At 52.9% G+C, this 16,935-nt stretch carries 19 protein-coding genes and 2 pseudogenes; 9 read left to right on the forward strand and 12 right to left on the reverse strand.

Going from position 1 to position 16,935, the window contains the following annotated elements:
- Positions 1-15 precede the first annotated feature (15 nt).
- On the forward strand, positions 16-702 hold the full coding sequence (locus tag ACR1XY_RS19840; protein ID WP_480595719.1) for a peptidoglycan recognition protein family protein: 687 nt from the start codon (positions 16-18) through the stop codon (positions 700-702).
- Positions 703-1,182: 480 nt separating this feature from the next.
- On the opposite strand, the pseudogene ACR1XY_RS19845 reads toward ACR1XY_RS19840, so the two are convergent.
- The 3 genes and pseudogenes from ACR1XY_RS19845 to ACR1XY_RS19855 form a co-directional block, all read right to left on the reverse strand.
- Positions 1,183-1,389: pseudogene (locus tag ACR1XY_RS19845) on the reverse strand (S8 family serine peptidase); the annotation flags it as partial.
- Positions 1,390-1,404: 15 nt separating this feature from the next.
- A complete protein-coding gene (locus ACR1XY_RS19850) occupies positions 1,405-1,707 on the reverse strand; it encodes a hypothetical protein (RefSeq protein WP_480595721.1) in 303 nt (100 codons plus the stop codon).
- A gap of 184 nt (positions 1,708-1,891) precedes the next feature.
- A complete protein-coding gene (locus ACR1XY_RS19855) occupies positions 1,892-2,251 on the reverse strand; it encodes a VOC family protein (RefSeq protein ID WP_480595723.1) in 360 nt (119 codons plus the stop codon).
- A gap of 98 nt (positions 2,252-2,349) precedes the next feature.
- On the opposite strand from ACR1XY_RS19855, the gene ACR1XY_RS19860 reads away from it, so the two are divergent.
- Positions 2,350-3,237 carry a LysR family transcriptional regulator gene (locus tag ACR1XY_RS19860; RefSeq protein ID WP_480595725.1) on the forward strand — a complete coding sequence of 296 codons (888 nt, stop codon included), beginning with the start codon at positions 2,350-2,352 and terminating at the stop codon, positions 3,235-3,237.
- Between the two features lie 346 nt (positions 3,238-3,583).
- Positions 3,584-3,859 carry a hypothetical protein gene (locus ACR1XY_RS19865; protein ID WP_480595727.1) on the forward strand — a complete coding sequence of 92 codons (276 nt, stop codon included), beginning with the start codon at positions 3,584-3,586 and terminating at the stop codon, positions 3,857-3,859.
- Positions 3,860-4,001: 142 nt separating this feature from the next.
- Here ACR1XY_RS19865 and ACR1XY_RS19870 read toward each other — a convergent pair whose 3' ends face one another.
- The 4 genes from ACR1XY_RS19870 to ACR1XY_RS19885 form a co-directional block, all read right to left on the reverse strand.
- Positions 4,002-5,198, reverse strand: coding sequence for an ABC transporter permease subunit (locus ACR1XY_RS19870; RefSeq protein WP_480595729.1), 1,197 nt, complete (start codon positions 5,196-5,198; stop codon positions 4,002-4,004).
- Positions 5,199-5,531: 333 nt separating this feature from the next.
- Entirely contained in the window at positions 5,532-6,368 is an 837-nt protein-coding gene (locus ACR1XY_RS19875) for an ergot alkaloid biosynthesis protein (protein WP_480595731.1), read from the reverse strand.
- Positions 6,361-6,816 carry a nuclear transport factor 2 family protein gene (locus ACR1XY_RS19880; RefSeq protein WP_480595734.1) on the reverse strand — a complete coding sequence of 152 codons (456 nt, stop codon included), beginning with the start codon at positions 6,814-6,816 and terminating at the stop codon, positions 6,361-6,363. The genes ACR1XY_RS19875 and ACR1XY_RS19880 overlap by 8 nt, the downstream gene beginning before the upstream one ends.
- A gap of 63 nt (positions 6,817-6,879) precedes the next feature.
- Entirely contained in the window at positions 6,880-7,341 is a 462-nt protein-coding gene (locus ACR1XY_RS19885) for a DMT family transporter (RefSeq protein ID WP_480595736.1), read from the reverse strand.
- A 106-nt stretch (positions 7,342-7,447) separates the two neighbouring features.
- Here ACR1XY_RS19885 and ACR1XY_RS19890 point away from each other — a divergent pair, with 106 nt between their 5' ends.
- Positions 7,448-8,065 carry a TetR/AcrR family transcriptional regulator gene (locus ACR1XY_RS19890; RefSeq protein ID WP_480595738.1) on the forward strand — a complete coding sequence of 206 codons (618 nt, stop codon included), beginning with the start codon at positions 7,448-7,450 and terminating at the stop codon, positions 8,063-8,065.
- Between the two features lie 54 nt (positions 8,066-8,119).
- Here the strand turns inward: ACR1XY_RS19890 and ACR1XY_RS19895 are convergent, their stop codons facing one another.
- Positions 8,120-9,490, reverse strand: coding sequence for an aminotransferase-like domain-containing protein (locus ACR1XY_RS19895; RefSeq protein WP_480595740.1), 1,371 nt, complete (start codon positions 9,488-9,490; stop codon positions 8,120-8,122).
- Between the two features lie 159 nt (positions 9,491-9,649).
- Between ACR1XY_RS19895 and ACR1XY_RS19900 the strand changes: the two genes are divergently transcribed.
- Positions 9,650-10,039, forward strand: coding sequence for a DUF983 domain-containing protein (locus tag ACR1XY_RS19900; RefSeq protein WP_480595743.1), 390 nt, complete (start codon positions 9,650-9,652; stop codon positions 10,037-10,039).
- 109 nt (positions 10,040-10,148) lie between these two features.
- On the opposite strand, the gene ACR1XY_RS19905 is transcribed toward ACR1XY_RS19900, so the two are convergent.
- Entirely contained in the window at positions 10,149-10,898 is a 750-nt protein-coding gene (locus tag ACR1XY_RS19905; protein WP_480595745.1) for an SDR family oxidoreductase, read from the reverse strand.
- Positions 10,899-10,993: 95 nt separating this feature from the next.
- Between ACR1XY_RS19905 and ACR1XY_RS19910 the strand changes: the two genes are divergently transcribed.
- The gene (locus ACR1XY_RS19910; RefSeq protein WP_480595747.1) at positions 10,994-11,896 is read left to right on the forward strand and encodes an AraC family transcriptional regulator; all 903 of its coding nucleotides are present in this window, start codon (positions 10,994-10,996) and stop codon (positions 11,894-11,896) included.
- A 67-nt stretch (positions 11,897-11,963) separates the two neighbouring features.
- Here ACR1XY_RS19910 and ACR1XY_RS19915 read toward each other — a convergent pair whose 3' ends face one another.
- Together ACR1XY_RS19915 and ACR1XY_RS19920 are read right to left on the reverse strand one after the other, a co-directional pair.
- Positions 11,964-12,176 carry a tautomerase family protein gene (locus ACR1XY_RS19915; protein WP_480595750.1) on the reverse strand — a complete coding sequence of 71 codons (213 nt, stop codon included), beginning with the start codon at positions 12,174-12,176 and terminating at the stop codon, positions 11,964-11,966.
- Between the two features lie 23 nt (positions 12,177-12,199).
- On the reverse strand, positions 12,200-12,937 hold the full coding sequence (locus ACR1XY_RS19920; RefSeq protein ID WP_480595752.1) for an SDR family oxidoreductase: 738 nt from the start codon (positions 12,935-12,937) through the stop codon (positions 12,200-12,202).
- A 93-nt stretch (positions 12,938-13,030) separates the two neighbouring features.
- On the opposite strand from ACR1XY_RS19920, the gene ACR1XY_RS19925 reads away from it, so the two are divergent.
- Positions 13,031-13,927: a LysR family transcriptional regulator gene (locus tag ACR1XY_RS19925; RefSeq protein ID WP_480595756.1), complete on the forward strand. Its 897-nt coding sequence runs from the start codon at positions 13,031-13,033 to the stop codon at positions 13,925-13,927.
- Positions 13,928-13,951: 24 nt separating this feature from the next.
- On the opposite strand, the pseudogene ACR1XY_RS19930 reads toward ACR1XY_RS19925, so the two are convergent.
- Positions 13,952-14,692 (reverse strand): annotated as a pseudogene (locus tag ACR1XY_RS19930) (IS5 family transposase); the annotation flags it as partial.
- A gap of 434 nt (positions 14,693-15,126) precedes the next feature.
- Between ACR1XY_RS19930 and ACR1XY_RS19935 the strand changes: the two are divergent.
- Positions 15,127-15,810, forward strand: a complete 684-nt coding sequence (locus ACR1XY_RS19935; RefSeq protein ID WP_480595758.1) for an FCD domain-containing protein — start codon at positions 15,127-15,129, stop codon at positions 15,808-15,810.
- A gap of 123 nt (positions 15,811-15,933) precedes the next feature.
- Positions 15,934-16,890, forward strand: coding sequence for a Bug family tripartite tricarboxylate transporter substrate binding protein (locus tag ACR1XY_RS19940; RefSeq protein WP_480595762.1), 957 nt, complete (start codon positions 15,934-15,936; stop codon positions 16,888-16,890).
- Positions 16,891-16,935 lie beyond the last annotated feature (45 nt).

A 16,935-nucleotide genomic window follows, 5' to 3' on the forward strand; every position in this document is an offset into this window, starting at 1 on the left:
TGATGAACTAAGGGAATGGAGGAAACAACATTGCATTCTCCGCGTCGTAATTTCTGTGTATCGTTTTTGCTCTCTTGTGTTGCATTCCTGTCTGCGCGAGCTGCCAAGGCTCTGGAGATCGTGTCCAGGTCTGACTGGCGTGCGAAGGACCCCGCTGGTCAGATGAAGCGCCACAATCCAATGCGAATTACCATTCATCATAGTGCGACAAAGCGGCGGCCAACTGTCCCGCTCGATCAGAAACTGAGATCCTTGCAGGCGTTCTCGCAAAGCGATGGTTTGTTGGCAGACGGAAGGCGAAAAAAACCTTGGGCCGATGTGCCTTACCACTTTTACATCGATGCGAATGGCGTCGTCGCTGAGGGTCGGCCGGTTGCCTTTGCCGGGGATACAAACACCAACTACGATCCAACGGGCCATATCGGAATTGCGGTGGAAGGAAACTTCGAGAACGAAGTGCCATCGACATCTCAGTTAGACGCCCTTGTCGAACTAATTCAACTACTTCTCGATGAATACGATTTGGAACCCGACGCCATTGATCATCACGGTTCGTTTGCAGCTACTGCGTGTCCTGGCCGCAATCTTGCAACCTACTTACCAGAATTAAAATCACGTGTGTCGGGTTATAATGGAAAACCTGAACGCGGATTAAAACTCCCGAAACCCGAGAAAAGACCAAGTTCGCAAGACAGTCGGTAGCCGTGACGATACTGTCGGCACTGCCAACTTGTTTGCGCGTTCTGAACTGGTTCCGCGTCAGGCATGAACTTCCAACCGCATAGCTCAGGATGAGCAATCTGTCGAACACGAACAAACGCTGGTGCATCTATCTTGTGCGGATGTGGCAATTGCATTGAACATCTCTATTGAACTCATTTTTTGGTCAACTTGTCCGAATTTCAGGGGGCGCAAAGCTTCGTCGCCAAGGTCTGGATTGGGCTGTCAGCAGCCGATCATGGCCACCGCGGAGAACGGCGATACTGAACCCAAATCACCGGATGCTGCGACAAGCACGAGACGCAGTGAAGCTCAGTAAGCGCGCATTGCGTATCTGCTGAGTATTGACCGGGTCGTTTGAGAGCTAGATGAGGCATCATCAAGAGAAGAGTTCCGATTCAGCCATCCCAATTATGTCAGTTCTTAGGGGCTTGAACTAACCCAACACCAATAGAGTCTGCGTCAGAGGCAACCAACGACGATTTGACTGCTAACGGTACCAGGAAGGAGGATTGAACCATCTTCGCTCAGCTTCAGGGTCCACAAAGCGGCTGAACCGGCGACGTGTGGCGTTGCCACACAGGTGCCACTCATAGCCGTCCAACCGCCACCAACTTCAGCAGAAAGAACAACTACGCCTGGCGCTACCACCTGAGCCCGGCCATTCGAGAACGGGGCGACATCTCAATTATTATCCACTAACCCCGCGGCACCAAACGAGAATAACTCAGCGGCAGGCAATCCTGCGTCCAACACAAAACCCGGGCGACTGCCTTCATTTCCTGTCGCGACAACCATGGCTAAGTTGGGGGACTGAGATTCCAAGAAAGCGCGCAGCGTCGCGATACCTTTGATAATGTCCGCCTGTTGCCGCATCGCCGCCGTGGCAGCAAGTGCAGGATCATCGTCCTTGGCAATCAAACGATTGGTATTTCCGGCGAGATCGTAACCAAGTGGCATAGACACTTTGCTGGCCTTTTGCTCCATAAGGCAGCGTCCAGCGCGGGGCGGTCTTCGAAGGTGCCGATGGCAGGTTCCATACCGTGACTGGCGACCAGATTTGCTTTCTCGGTGTCTCCGACCAAAGCCCGCACTCCTGACGCAACCCTTTGCCCGAGAATGCGAAGTGTCTCCATTCTGGTGCTGCCCGTACCACCGGTGATGAGAATGCTCATTCCGCTACCGCTGCCCAGATCGCCAGTTCGTTGCCGTTGGGATCGATAAAATGGAACCGCCTCCCACCGGGGAATGAATAGATGTCTCGAATGATGGTGGCGCCGGCCTCTTTGACTTTGGCCAAAGATGCTTTGAGATCATTGGAAAAGAGTATCACCAAGACGCCTGGTTTTTGCACTGGCGTTTTGTCCTCGCCGTTAAAGCCCCCGTCAATGCCTGCACCGCTAAAGCTCAGATAGTTTGGACCCCATTCCTGAAAGTCCCAACCAAAGACTGAAGCGTAAAATTGCTTTGTGGCTGACGGGTCCGTGAGTGGAAATTCGATGTAGTTGATTGTGTTGTGTCCATGCGCCATCAGGCCGACCTCTTATACTTTGTTGGCAGGACAATAACATTTTCCTATTGTGAAGAGATCAGAAATTTCGGGATTGCCCTTCCAAATATGGAAATATGATGGCCAGCTACGACGCGATTGCTATCTTTGCTCAAGTTGCAAAGTCTCTGAGCTTCACTGAGGCCGCGAGGGTATTGGGAATGCCGTCGTCATCGGTGAGCCGGAAAGTATCCGAGCTGGAGGCTGATTTGAACACCCGCCTGATCGACCGGAACAAGCGTCAAATCCGCCTAACCGAGGCGGGCCAGACTTATCTTGAACTCTGCCGCAAGGGGCTCGAAACGATCAGCTATGCCAATCGGGTAATGACCGACAGGCATAGCGACACGGCTGGAACGGTCACAATCACGGTGCCGCCGAATTTAGTGGAGGTACTGTTTCTGGAGGCCGTCGAAATCTTCCAACTGCGCTATCCAAACGCGCGGCTGCGCATTCTAGTATCGGAACGATTGCTGGATTTTGTCGATGATGGCGTGGACCTTTCTTTTCGCGTTGCTCCACCAGAAGAGCCTGACCTGGTAGTCAAGACATTGCTTAGATACCGACACCGGTTGCTCGCCTCGCCAGGTTACGTTGCCGCTAATCCGTCACTTCGCCAGGCAACGGATCTGCAAGATCACAAAATCATAGGTTTCGGGTTCCACTCATCCCGCGATGTGAACTGGATGCTTTCCAGGCGGGGGCAGGTTGAAAACATCCGCTTTGAACCCGACCTTTCCATAAATGACTACGCCGCTATCAGGGCGGCGGTTCTGGCGGGCCACGGCATCGGCGAATTGCCGGAGCCGCTGTGCCAAGAGGAGTTGCTGACGGGGCAATTTATCGAAGTGCTTCCGGAGTGGTCTTTTCCAGAAATCAAACTCTTCGCTGTTCATGCAGGAAATGCGTCTTTGTCGAAACTTGCACGGCTGTTTCTAGATACAGTGATTGTAAGCCTGAAGAGATGAGTTGAGTACAACACGTTACTCAACTGCACTTTCTTCTCCGAAAACGCTGAACGAACACAAGCCGGTTCGACTTCTGCGAACGGCTTACCCGCAACTCGAAAACTGCAAAGTCGAGTTGTGAATGTCCGTTTTGGGCTGCGACCTTTCGAATGCCACTGCATCATGTTGGTGGAACGGCATTTGTGGCTCAGGGCTCTGAAGACCGCTTAGTGGACGTCGCAGAGAAAGTCGGCTGCGAGCCCAAACTGACCCCTTAGCGGCGCAAGACACCCGGTCGTTTTACGTTTCAGTAGTCGGCAAAAGCCTATGTCGAGAGACGCCGCGTTATCTGAATCGGGAACAAGATATGAAATCGCAATCTACATTGTCCTTGACCGAAAATGGACAGTTCGAATTGTGGGTCAACGAAGCCGGCCGAGACAAGTTTATTGAACTTCTCCAATCGCTTGACCGAGATGACGAGCACTTTCACATAGCGCCAGAAGGTTATGATGGGGACTGCGCTGTTTCAGAAATCCCTTATCGCAATACAGACCTTGTTCTTTCTTGGGGAAAGGCGTTGTTTCGCCCAGATGAATGGGATCGACAGTATTTTCCACATGTAATGGGGAAAGAAACCTGAATAACTGTTTCGCCTGAAGAGCTTTCATAAACCATTGCAAATAGGGGGCCGCAGCGCCGAGAGTTCGCTCTGAGCCCTACGCGCCGTGCCTGAGGTGATTGCAAGTTTGGCAACCCAAAATGCCCTCAGCCTGAAGATACATCTAAGCCGTCGAGTCGGTGACGATAGAACGCGCAACTAACTGTCGCCTCAAGGTTACTGGATGGTTGCGTTTGGATTCGAGTTTTTGTTCAAGATATTTAGAATAACAGGTCATGCAAAAACAAATGGACCAGTAAAGCAATCCAACAAACAAAAACAACTCCCAAACAACGCCATTCCAAACTACTTCGGCCCTGGTTGCCTCCAATATTCCGAGTGGGTCAAAGAAACCCATCGCCGCAACAAGTGTCGTGTCCCGAAATACCCCAACAGCGGCTAGAACCATCCATGGCGACAGCGCCCTGAGTACTTCGGGAAGAACGACTAACCAGATAGTCTTCCTTTGGCTAAATCCCAAAGCACTCGCCACCTCCCATTGCCCTTCAGGGATTGCTATCAGCCGCTCGTGGATTGCCCCCGCTATCCGAGCGCCAGTGTGAAATGCAATCACGGCTACTCCTCGAAGTATCTGGTCAACGTAAGCTCCAGGGGGCAGGAGGAGGTTGGTCAATAGAAAAACCCCAAACAGCAATACAATGAGCGGAACGCCTCGAGCAAACGCGATGATAGACGCGAAAGCGGCTCTACAGGGTCGAATGAGAAACCGTCGTCCCAATGCCAGTGCGATACCGGTCGGGATTGCTAGAGTGATCCCAGAAACCGCGAGAATGAATGTGAGCAACAGGCCGCCAAACTGGCGAGAATCAACAACTTCAATCCCGAGGCCGCCACAAATGAGATAGTAAGCTATGACAGGATACAGTGCGGAAAAATATAGCAGCTTGCGTGGCAATGACTTGAAAACAAACGGAGCGAGCGCTGCGAACAGCAGGACCAGTGCTGTGATTGGCCGCCAGTAAAGCTCGGATGGATAGAAGCCGAACAGAATTGTGCCAACTCTTCCCTTGAGAACGCCCCAACATGCACCATGCGCCTCCGGACCATGGGCCACCTCGACAATCTCTTTACATTCGGCAAGAGACTCTGCGTTCCAGACACCGTTGAGTGCCGCCCATACAAAAAAATTCCACAATAGGGTCACTATGAGAGCGATTAGACTTAGCGACAGCAAACTGTTGGTTACACCGTTAAACAAGTTTTGTCGTAGCCAATAGCGAACGAAGGTGATTGAAAGAAATTTTTTAGATGGTGATTTTTGCGCAGCAGTGATGCTTGTCCTGTTGGGTTTGTAAATCATGACGGAACATTCTCCGCAAAAGGCGATGTCCGCAAGGTTCGTTTTGTCAGCTCACCTGCAATTTGACACCTGGTTCTGAATGTCCGGAATACGCGACAAAACAGACCTTCAACATGGATTGGGAGCTCGCTCACTTGCCTACGAAAGAGCACCCCAAAGATTTCTTTTGAACGCGCTTTGCAGCGTGCGCTGTGATCCGCTGAAAGCCTTTTCGTCATTGCCGGTTGGAAAACAACTCAGCCGGAAGCGAGCTTACCTATGTGGATTCCTTGAACCATCTAATCGAAAGCCCGACCAAGATACGTAGAGCGCGGACGGTTTTTAGCACCTCTGTCAAGTTGACCATGCGTCCAGGTTTCGCTGAACGAATTGATCGATGGAAGTTGGCACCGAGCCGGTCAATTTGAGCACGTTATTGGTGACGCGATCCTCCGATCCGCCCGCGATTGCACCGTCCATAGTGGCCAGCGTTTTTGCATACTCTTCGGGTAGCCCGTGCTTCTGATGACGTTCCGCCAGTTCGTCGACGGTTAGGCGATGGTGGATAATCCGCCGTCGCAATTGACTACTTAGCGTCTTAGCAACCACATCATAGGAAATCGCTTCGGGACCGGTAAGTATATAGTCTTTGTATTTTATAGCAGGAGTGACCAGCAAAGCCGTTGCGCAGGCTGCAATATCGCCCGCATCGATAAAGCCAACTCGACCGTCACCTGTCGCTGTGTAAATGGTAGACTCCTCGCGAATGTGATCGCGGTGTTGAAGTTCCGAGAAGTTCTGCATGAACCATGTTGGCCTCAAAACTGCCCATTCTGGTGCGTTGGAGCGCAGCCAGGCGTGCACTGCTCCCATCATGGGTCCGCCTTCTTCTAGCGACGAAGCACTCAGCAACACAAAGCGCGTGACGCCTGAAGCTAGTGCTGCCTCCAGCCCCGCCTGCATTGCTCCCAATGAATCCACAGTGTCCGTGGGTGCTACGAGATAAACGGCACCGACACCTTCGAAAGCATCGTCGAACGTCGAAGGGTCTTTCCAATCGAAGCGTACCTCATCTTTGTTTTGAGGATTGCGCGTTCCGGCGCGAGGGGAGAGCTCCATTGCGCGCAGCTGCTTGAAAACGCGGCTGCCAGTCTTTCCTGTGCCACCGGTGACAAGAATGGGCTTAGTCATCGATAAAGTCCTCCAGCTTCGATTTCAGAGTTTCGATCCCTCCGACGGCATTCAGCAGAACCAGAGGGTTCCAGTAGTCGCGGTATCGCACGATGCGTCCGTTCCTGACCTCAATGACCGAGAGGTAATTCTGGTCATAGCGCCCGGCCTCGCCTTTACCTTTGCAAGAGAACTCCAAAACGAAGGTTTCACCGTCTTTGCAAACGTGAGTGATTGCAGGGCTCATGGACTCAAAGCTGATGAGGCTGCCAGCCTTCGGTAGATAGGCCGCCATCATGTCTCGCCCTTGTAGCTTTCGCACAGATCCTTCTGGTGAAAACGGGAACTCGAACACAATCTCTTCGTCACACATGTCCAGGAAGTTCTCGTCAGCGTCTGCGACGATTGCATCCCCGAGGGCATTGCGCAGCATCGCTCCAAAGCTTGGTATCGTGTTTGTCTCAGACATGTTCTCTCCTAACCTTGTGTTGATCCCGTATTGGAAGGGTTTCGATGTGAGTGGTGACTGGGGTCATGACGCTTTTCCAAGCTGCATGATGAGAACACCTGCAATTGACAGCATTGCACCTGTGATGCGGAAGAAATCTGCGGGTCTAGAGTCGTTCCCCAATAGACCGTTCTGATCGAGGATAAGCGCCATCGTCATTTGTCCGGCGACAACAGCTGCAATAAAAGCGGCAGCCCCAAAGCGTGGGATCAGAACCATGGTCGCCATCACGTAAACGACACCGATCACGCCTCCGACCCACGCCCAGGGAGGAGCCGCATAAAGAGAAGATAAGCTTGGCAATGTCGGGCGAAGACAGGCAATACCGACAACCAGACAAACGAATGATATTCCAAACGACAACAGAGTTGCCCAAAGGGGGTGGCCGGCAGCACGGCTAAGCTCAGCATTCATTCCGGCATGAATGGGTATCAAGGCGCCGCAAAGCAGAGGCGCAAACCACAGAAGAGCGATTTTCGGATCCATCTTCGCGTCCTTTCTGCAAATGCCACAAACGGGTTGCAGTATCGCTCGGATTGCTTCAATCTGCGACGGAACGATACCGTTTCGTCCTATATAAGGGAGAATCACGATGGAACGCAAGTGTTCCGACGTAAAAAATGTTGATCGCCCACGTCGGAAGCCCGCCGGGGCCGCCGTTTTGCAAGACACGGTAACGGAAGCCATCCAACGCGCCTTGTTCGAGGAGTGGGCGGAAACGGGGTATTCCGCTCTTCGTATGGAGCGCATCGCGGCCCGCGCAGGTGTCGGGAAGGCGGCGCTCTATCGACGGAGCAAATCCAAGTTTGATCTTGTGACCGAAGCGGTGAAATCAACGGCGACGCGCATCACCCCAATTCCGGACACCGGGTCCTTTGAGGGTGACGTCGCCATGCTGTTACGCCGGATGACTGCAACTCTGCGGCATCCACTTGTGCGCCGCATTCTGCCAGACCTGCATGCAGAGCACGCACGTTCTGATGAGCTTGCCGAGTTGCTTGAGAGTGTGACGCGTGATCGAAGGGCCCAAGCCATGATCATGCTGGACAGGGCATTTGAGCGCGGTGAGCTTTCCCAAGACACGGATCGGCAGATGGTTCTCGATATGCTTATCGCGCCGCTCTACTGGCACGTCATTGTCCAGCACCGTTCAACCGCTCCGTCTGATTTAAAAAGGTTCGCAGGTATCGTTCTTGGCGTTTCGAAGTGAACACCCGAATTAGATTGAGCGCTACTCAGCACTCCACGCAAAATCATTTGTGTATTATGGAACCAAGTTTTGGTGGGCGATCGCATAATTGAGCGCTTCCAGATCCTCAGCCAATTGGCTGAATGAGATTGGCCCGCCAAGGCAAACCCTGACCGCTTCTTCAGGTGAGCCTGTCACGGTAAAGGCGTTGCTTGGCATAATCCCCACTTGTCGATTGGCCATGACGCTCATCACATCTGCACGAGTGGAACCTTGGGGCAGTTTCAGCCAGATATTGAATGCCTCATTGCTGCTGTTGAAGCTCTGATTGCGCATGATCTCAGCAGCAAGATTTTGTCGGCGCTTCGCTTCAACTCGAATGAATTTTTGAACGGCTGTCGCGGTTCCATCCTCTATCCATCGGCACATCAGTGCCGTCGTGATAGGCGAAGCCATCACATTTGATGCTTGCAGCACCCGTGAGAAGTGGCCTTTCGTTACACCCGACGGGGCCACGGTGAGTGCCAGCCTCAAACCTGCGCCCAGGCATTTGGAAAGACCGGCGATGTACCATCCCAATTCTGGTATATGTTGCGAAATTGGTGGAGGTGCATCTGAGGACACAAATCGATTGGCGTCATCTTCGACCAATGGCAAACTGTGTTTCTGCAAAATGGACGCGATTTGCTCACGTCGACCTTTTGGTATCGTAAGTGTGAGGGGGTTTTGCAGGGTCGGGTTCAGGTACAGCGCCGAGGGTGCATGTTCCTGAATGGACGCATCCAGCTCTTCCGGGAGTATTCCGCTGTCATCTGATCTCACTCCTACAAGCCGGATGCCGAACTGGCCCGCGATTGCACGAATGCCCGGGTAGGTCACGCATTCGCACAGCACTGTCTGTCCGGGTTTGGTGAGCAATGTCAGGATCGAAAGAAGGCTGGAATGTGCTCCTGGCGTGATAGCCAATTGATCCGCCGCCACGTCTATACCATTGATACTCATCCATCGGGCAGCAGTTTCCCGGTCCTGTCGGCTGCCAATGACGGATTGGTAGCGGAGTAGGGGGACAAGGTTCGCCGCAACATGCGCAAGACCCTGTTCCATTCGAGCCACCAGAGCTGGATCATCTGGCTCTGGTGGCATGTTCATATTTGGGTCTTCTTCAAGCGCACGTCGGGGATCCGCTTGTTCTGTTGTCTTTTCTGGTTGCCGGACAAACGAACCGCGACCGACAAACGTGTCGATATACCCTCGCTTTGCCGCCTCTGAATAACCGCGTGAAACGGTTGTGAAATCCAAACCGACAGTTTTTGCGACACTGCGCTGGGGCGGAAGCCTGTCGCCTGCTTCAAGAACGCCTGTCTCGACATCGTGCCTAATCGCCTCAGCGATCTGAATATAGAGCGGTTTCCCGTTGTCGCTGAGATTCGGCGTCCAGGTCTTCAAAGATGCATTCCAGTCATTGCAGCAGATTGATGCAGACACCTTCGCACGAAAATTAGATATATTTCAACGCAATATCGATAGAGGAGCATTATTGATTGCTTATTGATTGCATTTTGATTGGGCATGGGTTATCTGGAACGCCAAAGAAGGAGATCAAAGATGTCCGAACTTACATGCGACGGCCACGGTGACAGCGAAGATCGTCCGATCAAGCCTGCGATCATCAATGGTATGAAGTTGAAGTGCCCCAAGTGCGGGGAAGGCAAGCTGCTGCACAGCTACATCAAAGTGAATGATGAATGTTCGAGTTGCGGCTTGGATTTGAGTTATCAGCGGGCAGATGATGGGCCGGCATATCTTACGATCCTGATCATCGGTCATATCATGGGGTTCGCACTGCACATAGCCTGGGTGACATGGCGGCCGGAACCGTGGGTGCTGGCACTCAGCATGTCGGTGATCGCAGTCGCCGGCGCCCTGGCTCTTCTGCCGGTAATGAAGGGTTTGATTGTTGGCTATCAATGGGCCAAGCGCATGCATGGGTTTTAAGAAAGTTGGGCACCATCTGGTGCAGCAACCCAATGCATTGAAATGGCCGCTCCAGGTGGGAGCGGCCATTCCCTTTGTCGAGTTAATTCAAGTTGTTTGAAATGGTACTTTAGGCTGCCAGCGCGACCGAGTCCTTTCCTGCGTGGACCCTCAGTGGGCAGGTGCTGTCCGTCACCGCTCTCCAGATTGCCTGAACGACATCTTCTGCAAGGGTGAATTCCTTCCCCTCAGCATTCATGAATGCACCCATAATATGCTCGACAAATGGTTTGTAGTCTTCGGGCGTGTCATTTGATTCAGCCATCAGCGCCATCGCGTTCTTGCCGAAATTCGTTGTTGGCGCCTGACCGGGCAGAACGATATGGGCGCGAATACCCAAAGCGGCTAATTCAAGCGCCAAACATTCGGTGAAGGCGTTTACCGCGGCTTTACTGGCTGTATAGACCGGAGCCAGCGGCAACGGTTTGAGAGTGACGCTGGACGAAACGTTGACGATCGCGCCAGAGCCTTTGGCACGCAATTGTGGCAGTACGGCACGAACCATTTCTATAGTGCCGAACGTATTGGTCTCAAATATCCGGCGCAGGTTTTCTTGGGATGTTCCTTCGAAGGGGGATAGCCAGCCAACACCTGCATTGTTCACCAGGGCGTCGATGGGGCCGGCAGCTTTCACGGCCTTTGCAATACTTTCGCTGTCCGAAATATCCAGTCGCAGGATTTTCAAACGGTCCGAGGTCGGCAAAAGTGTTTCGTCAGGTTTGCGCATTGTAGCAATAACGGACCATCCCTGTTCGAGGAAGTGGCGCGCGGTTTCAAGTCCAAAACCCGAAGAACATCCTGTGATCATTACAGTATTCATGGCAGCATCTCCTTTTCGCCAATGGTACTAAGGTAGACAGCCAGATCAGTACTTTATATAATCCAAAATCCAAAAAAGGTTACTTTTAGTCCAAAATGGCAGATCCGTTCTCCGAAATCATCTCCCTCCTTCAGCCAAAGGCGTCGTACTCAAAACTTGTGCATGCGTCTGGACCGTTCCGGGTGCCCCGGGACGATGTGAATGAAGCTTTTTACTGCTCACTTCTTACAGGTCGAGCTTGCCTGGAAGTCGAGGGAAAAGAGCCTTTAGTATTGAATGCCGGAGATTTTGCCCTGATCCCCGCGGTCAAGTCATTCACCTTCTCCAGTTTGGACCCACTTCCGGCGACTGACCTACTGAGCCGTCCGGTGGAGGGTGAAGACGGAATCTTCAAGCTTGGACCGCCCGACGCCGAACCAGTGGTTCAGCTACTCATAGGACACTGTACCTTTGCCAGCCCGGATGCAGAGCTTCTGGTCGCACTATTGCCAGACCTGATTTTTGCGCGAGGTGAGGGACGACTGGCGACTCTCACAGAACTTGTCCGAGATGAAGCACGCGCGAACAGGCCGGCGCGAGATGTGATCGTCGAGAACTTGTTGCAAGTCTTACTGATTGAAGCCTTTCGTTCTGGCGCTGAACCGGGGCCGACGGCAAACCTTTTATGCGGTCTAGCGGATTTGCGAATTGGTCCCAGCTTACGCGCAATGCATTCGGCCCCGGCTCACGGTTGGACTGTTCAATCGCTTGCGAAGGAAGCAGGGTTGTCTCGCTCCGCGTATTTCACCCGGTTTGAAAAACTAATGGGGCATCCCCCGATGACTTACTTGCAGAATTGGCGAATGACGCTGGCAAAGCATATGCTCCGCACGGGCGAACTCAGCATTGCAGAAATCTCCGCCGAAACGGGATATGGGTCTTCCAGTGCGTTCAGTACTGCATTTTCCCGTCGCGTTGGGTGTCCTCCCGCTCGCTATTCAAGAACCGCTGCAGAGTAGCTTTTCTTACCGCTCCTGAGAGTGATGTAGGCAGCGACACGTGTCGCGACCTGCCTATTGGTTTGACTCAATCCTTGGCGCGATACGCATCCGGCATCACAAACACTTCGTCTGCGCGGCAGTATCCACCGTCTTTCACCTCTTCGATCAGGACCATCGTGGTCGGGCGCACAATCTCTCCAAAGAAGCTGACCATCAGGTCTGTTGTTTTATGGATAAGGTCCTCTTTTTGATCTTCTGTCAGCGACGCCTGCGGGAGTTTGTAGTTGGCAAATGGCATTGGATTATCCTTTCAGGGAGGTTTCAGATGACGCCGCCATTAGCGCGAAGTGTTTGACCACTGATCCAACGGCCATCAGGCCCGGCCAGAAGTGAAACAACGGCAGCGATATCATCGGGCGTTCCAAGTCGACCAAACGGATTCGTTTTCTTGATGTTTTCGATCATCGCTTCGGGTTTTCCTGTGATGAATAGGTCAGTCTCAACCGGCCCCGGCGCGACGGCATTCACGGTGATGCCGCGCGGGCCCAATTCTTTGGCCAGCACATGAGTCATTGCTTCCACCGCGGCTTTTGTCGCTGCGTAGATACCGTATTCCGGTTGATAGAGACCAACTACGCTGGAGGAAAGGCTGACAATCGCGCCACCTTCGTTCATGCGGTTGGCTGCCTCTCGCATACCACGAAACACACCCCCAATATTGATGGCGCAATGCGCTTCCAAGTCGGCATCAGATGTGGATCCAATCGCATCGAGGCGCATAATGCCCGCGTTGTTAACCAGAACATCGACAGAGCCGAATTCTTGTTCTGCAACATCGAACAACCGCGGCATGCAGGAAGTTTCGGAAATGTCACCTTGGACTGCGATTGCTTGGCCGCCCGTGTGTTTGATTGTGTCTACGACCTGGGTCGCACCGGTTTCATCGCTTGCGAAATTGACGACGATTGAATGGCCATCTTGAGCCAAGCGGAGTGCGATCGATGCGCCAATCCCCCTGCTGGAACCGGTCACAATTGCGGTTTTCTGTCTATGTGTCATGTCAATCTCCTTTCTGTTCCCAGCGAAGATAGACGTGAAGATTGACCAGATAATCAGTCTTGATTAGGAATGACAGTTCGATAAAGGCGAACAATGATTGACAGACTTGATACCATGCGCCTGTTTGTTCGAGTGCTGGAACGCAGGAGCTTCACAAGGGCAGCAGCCGATCTCAGTGTTCCCCGGTCCACCGCAAGTGAAGCTATCCAGCGGTTGGAACGCGACTTGGGGAGCCGATTGCTGGATCGCACAACCCGCCATGTGGCGCCAACGCCGGATGGGCAGGCGTACTACGAAAGATGTGCATCTATTTTGGCAGACCTTGAAGATGCCGAGGGCGCTTTGCGCGGGCACGAACCTTCCGGCCTGTTGCGCGTAGACGCTCCTGGTACTCTGACAAGGGTTTTCTTGTTACCGCACCTCGCCGACTTCCTGACCAGGCACCCGAAGATCACGCTTCAACTCGGACAGACCGAGCGACTGGTTGATCTGGTCCGCGAAGGAGTCGACTGCGTTATCCGTGCAGGAAACCCCGATGACAGCGGCATGATCATGCGGCACCTCGCAGATCTCCCGGAAATCACCTGTGCCAGTCCTGGCTATCTAGAGAAATTCGGCGTTCCCGAGTCGGTGGGCGATCTGGTAGGTCACCAGATGGTTGGCTTCCTGTCTTCGCGCACTGGATCCGCAATGCCACTGGAGTTCAAAGTCGAAGAGCGGTTTGAAGAAATTTCGTTGCCGGTATTGGTGACCGCAAATGACGCCGACACTGTACACCATTTGACCCGAGAGGGGTTTGGGATTGCGCAAGCACCTAAGTATCGATTTTTGGAAGACTTGGAAGATGGGCGACTCGTCGAAGTCTTGCCGAATGCACCACCGGCGCCGACTCCGTTGGCCGCCTATTATCCGCAAAACCGGCAACTCTCACCGCGTGTCCGAGCATTTCTGGATTGGATCATTGGCATTTTCGACGAAGCCGCACTTTGACCTAGGTTTCAGACTCCTTGATTTGACAATGGCTGCGGGCGCGATGGCCGAGAGGACGACTTTCGGGCATAGATCACAGCGAGTGGCAACACGATGCCCGCCCTTCAGGCGTCCGAACAAAATCCCGATCTTGTTGCGGCGTTCGTAGCGGCGCTTGTCGTACCGGACAGGCTTGTCGCGTGATTTTCGGCCTGAAGTGCAGGGCTTTTTTCCCTTGTCTATAAGGGCTTCACGGAACCTGCCCGCATTATAACCACGATCACCCAATTACCATTCAGCCGATGGCAAGTCGTTCACCAAAGCCCTGGCCCCAGCACAATCGCCAACTTGGCCGGCAGAGATGAAGAACCGAATTGGGCGACCAACACCGTCGGTAATGGCGTGAAGCTTTGTGTTCATTCCACCCTTGGTCCTACCGATCAGACTGCCACACCCCACCTTTTAATGCGCAGGCTTGAGGCAGTGCGGTGCGCTTTGAGGTATGTTGCGTCAATCATGATCGTATTGTGATCCGTGCCTTCAGCAGCCAATCCTTCCATGATCCAAGCAAACACACCCATGTTGCTCCACCGTTTCCATCGGATGTACAGCGTCTTTGGCGGCCTTTATTTGCGAGGTGCATCGGACACCGCAACCCATTGCGGTTTATAAAGATAATCCCGCTCAAAGCACGCTGGTCGTTAACCCTTGGCTTGCATGGCTCTTCGGAAAGTAAGGCTGAAGACGCCCCATTTGTTCGTCAGTCAGCCAGAATAGAATGCTCAGTGCACACCCCTGAAATTCAGGGGCGTGATCCACGCAGTCGAGATAACGGCAACCAATTTAATGGGTCCAGAACCCAACTAAACTATAGCTATTCAGACAGAAGTCTTCTTAGCGTTCATGCTTATTGCCTCTTGGTTTTAAAGAAGGGCTACCGGCCGCTTTGGCGATCAATTCCACAAATAATTTCGCGACAGATACACAAGTTTGATTTTCTTGCACCGCTAACCAGTATCAGTGAGATGTTCTCACAGGGCTTGCGAATGACCGGTTTGGTGAGTCTGAGCAGCAGGGATTGATTTGGCTGTGAAGGCTCGGAAAGGGCCGCTTGCGTACAAAAACGATGAGCAGATGAACTAGCAGATTATATTTTCTCTTGAAGGAAATTAGCGTTCCGATTGTTGACAGTTAACGCTTCAATGATCAGGATCAGACCCATGAGAGCATCCACATCCACCCAGTCCGCAACCCAAGCGATCAATCAACGTAAGGCGAACACTATTACGTCAATTGCTGTCGATGCGATAGAAGAAATGATCGTATCAGGAGAACTGGTTGCGGGCGACAGGATCAACGAAAGCACATTGGCCGAGCGACTGGGAATTAGTCGTGGACCTATTCGCGAAGCTTGCAGAAGTCTCGAACAGGCCGGGCTTTTGACCAGCAAGGTTAACCGGGGCATGTATGTGCGTGAGGTGTCTTTGGATGAAGCGCGAGATTTGTATGAGCTTCGAGGGGCCATTGCCGGGCTTGCGGGGGAGTTGATCGTAAAGCGTGCAAATGATGCCCAAATTGCCGATTTAAGTGTTCTTGTGGACAGGATGCAGATGGCTGCGGATAAGAGCGACACAGCGGATTACTACAAACTGAACTTGCAGTTTCATGACGCGCTGGTCCTGGCGGCCCGAAACAGCGCGCTCGAGGACACTTATCGAAAAATTGTTAATCAACTTCACTTGCTGCGAAGACGCGGGCTTGTCCAGGAAGGGAACCTTCAGGTTTCAAATTCCGAGCATAAAGAAATTGTCGACGCGCTTAAGAAACGAGATGCCGCTGCAGCAAATAATGCGCTACGCGAACACGTTTCCAACGGCCTCACCCGTCTGATTGCATCTCTTTAAAGCCGTCTGAAAACGGGGAGCGGACTTCTTAAATTGAAAACTGTTGACAGTTTACAGTTAGTAATGATACCCATCGAAATCAACGGCCGTAACCGGCTGGGCGAAAATCTATGGGAGGAAACCATGAAAACACTTTCGCGTATCGCTGCTGGTGCGATGATCGTGGCGGCGCTGGCCACATCGTCGGCTGCAGAAGAATACCCGTCGCAGCCTATCGAGGTTGTAACCCACGCGTCTGCTGGCGGCGGCACCGACACAACCGCACGCACAATGCTGATCCGTGCGCGTAAGGAACTTGGTGTGGATGCCTTTGTTCAGATCAAGAAGGGGGGTGGAGGCGCCGTGGCCATGAGCTATGCCTCGGGTAAACCGGCCGACGGTCACACCCTGATGGCAATTACCCCCACGCATCTGATCACGATGGCCCGAGGTCGTGCGCCAATTGGAATTAATGATGTCAAAGGGATTGCCCGGTCGACAGATGACCCGATTATTGTCGTCGTGAACAAGACCTCTGGAATAGAAAACCTTGAGCAGTTGATCGAAGCGTCCAAAACTTCTCCGATCAAATGGGGTGGCACGCAGGCAGGCGGCATAGACCACATCGCGGCAATGACATTTGCCAACAAGTCCGGTGCCAAAGTGGCCTACGTCCCCTTTGATGGTGGCGGCGCCATGATTACGAACCTGATGGGAAAGAACATTCAGGCCGCTGGCCTGAACTATGGTGAGGCCGTGGATGGGATCGAATCCGGTGACTTCGTGCCGCTGGCCATCATGGCGAAAGAACGATTGGGTGTGCTTCCTGATACGCCAACTATGGCAGAGCTGGGCATCGACGGCGTGAATTTTTCGACCGTACGTGGCGTGATTGTAATGGCAGACACCCCCGTGGATCGGGCGGCGATGCTTGAAGAGAAGCTGATCAAAGGCATGGAGCACGGCACGTATCAGGCATACCTGGAAGGCATTGGCCTTGATGCAAGTTCGGTTGCAGGCTCCGAGGTCTGGGACGCTCAGATCCGCGAAATGTACGACAACATCTACGCGACCCTCGAAGAGCTGGGCTTGCGTAAGTAAGGCCGCCTTCTGACCGTCCGCCGCAATGGTGGGCGGTCACTCGTT

The sequence above is a fragment of the Ruegeria sp. AD11(2025) genome, from assembly GCF_056542405.1.

Excerpts from the sequence above, each read along its gene's own strand:
- ACR1XY_RS19840 (WP_480595719.1), top strand. The coding sequence starts at position 16 with ATGGAGGAAACAACATTGCATTCTCCGCGTCGTAATTTCTGTGTATCG.
- ACR1XY_RS19850 (WP_480595721.1), bottom strand. The coding sequence starts at position 1,707 with ATGGAGCAAAAGGCCAGCAAAGTGTCTATGCCACTTGGTTACGATCTC.
- ACR1XY_RS19855 (WP_480595723.1), bottom strand. The coding sequence starts at position 2,251 with ATGGCGCATGGACACAACACAATCAACTACATCGAATTTCCACTCACG.
- ACR1XY_RS19860 (WP_480595725.1), top strand. The coding sequence starts at position 2,350 with ATGGCCAGCTACGACGCGATTGCTATCTTTGCTCAAGTTGCAAAGTCT.
- ACR1XY_RS19865 (WP_480595727.1), top strand. The coding sequence starts at position 3,584 with ATGAAATCGCAATCTACATTGTCCTTGACCGAAAATGGACAGTTCGAA.
- ACR1XY_RS19870 (WP_480595729.1), bottom strand. The coding sequence starts at position 5,198 with ATGATTTACAAACCCAACAGGACAAGCATCACTGCTGCGCAAAAATCA.
- ACR1XY_RS19875 (WP_480595731.1), bottom strand. The coding sequence starts at position 6,368 with ATGACTAAGCCCATTCTTGTCACCGGTGGCACAGGAAAGACTGGCAGC.
- ACR1XY_RS19880 (WP_480595734.1), bottom strand. The coding sequence starts at position 6,816 with ATGTCTGAGACAAACACGATACCAAGCTTTGGAGCGATGCTGCGCAAT.
- ACR1XY_RS19885 (WP_480595736.1), bottom strand. The coding sequence starts at position 7,341 with ATGGATCCGAAAATCGCTCTTCTGTGGTTTGCGCCTCTGCTTTGCGGC.
- ACR1XY_RS19890 (WP_480595738.1), top strand. The coding sequence starts at position 7,448 with ATGGAACGCAAGTGTTCCGACGTAAAAAATGTTGATCGCCCACGTCGG.
- ACR1XY_RS19900 (WP_480595743.1), top strand. The coding sequence starts at position 9,650 with ATGTCCGAACTTACATGCGACGGCCACGGTGACAGCGAAGATCGTCCG.
- ACR1XY_RS19905 (WP_480595745.1), bottom strand. The coding sequence starts at position 10,898 with ATGAATACTGTAATGATCACAGGATGTTCTTCGGGTTTTGGACTTGAA.
- ACR1XY_RS19910 (WP_480595747.1), top strand. The coding sequence starts at position 10,994 with ATGGCAGATCCGTTCTCCGAAATCATCTCCCTCCTTCAGCCAAAGGCG.
- ACR1XY_RS19915 (WP_480595750.1), bottom strand. The coding sequence starts at position 12,176 with ATGCCATTTGCCAACTACAAACTCCCGCAGGCGTCGCTGACAGAAGAT.
- ACR1XY_RS19920 (WP_480595752.1), bottom strand. The coding sequence starts at position 12,937 with ATGACACATAGACAGAAAACCGCAATTGTGACCGGTTCCAGCAGGGGG.
- ACR1XY_RS19925 (WP_480595756.1), top strand. The coding sequence starts at position 13,031 with ATGATTGACAGACTTGATACCATGCGCCTGTTTGTTCGAGTGCTGGAA.
- ACR1XY_RS19935 (WP_480595758.1), top strand. The coding sequence starts at position 15,127 with ATGAGAGCATCCACATCCACCCAGTCCGCAACCCAAGCGATCAATCAA.
- ACR1XY_RS19940 (WP_480595762.1), top strand. The coding sequence starts at position 15,934 with ATGAAAACACTTTCGCGTATCGCTGCTGGTGCGATGATCGTGGCGGCG.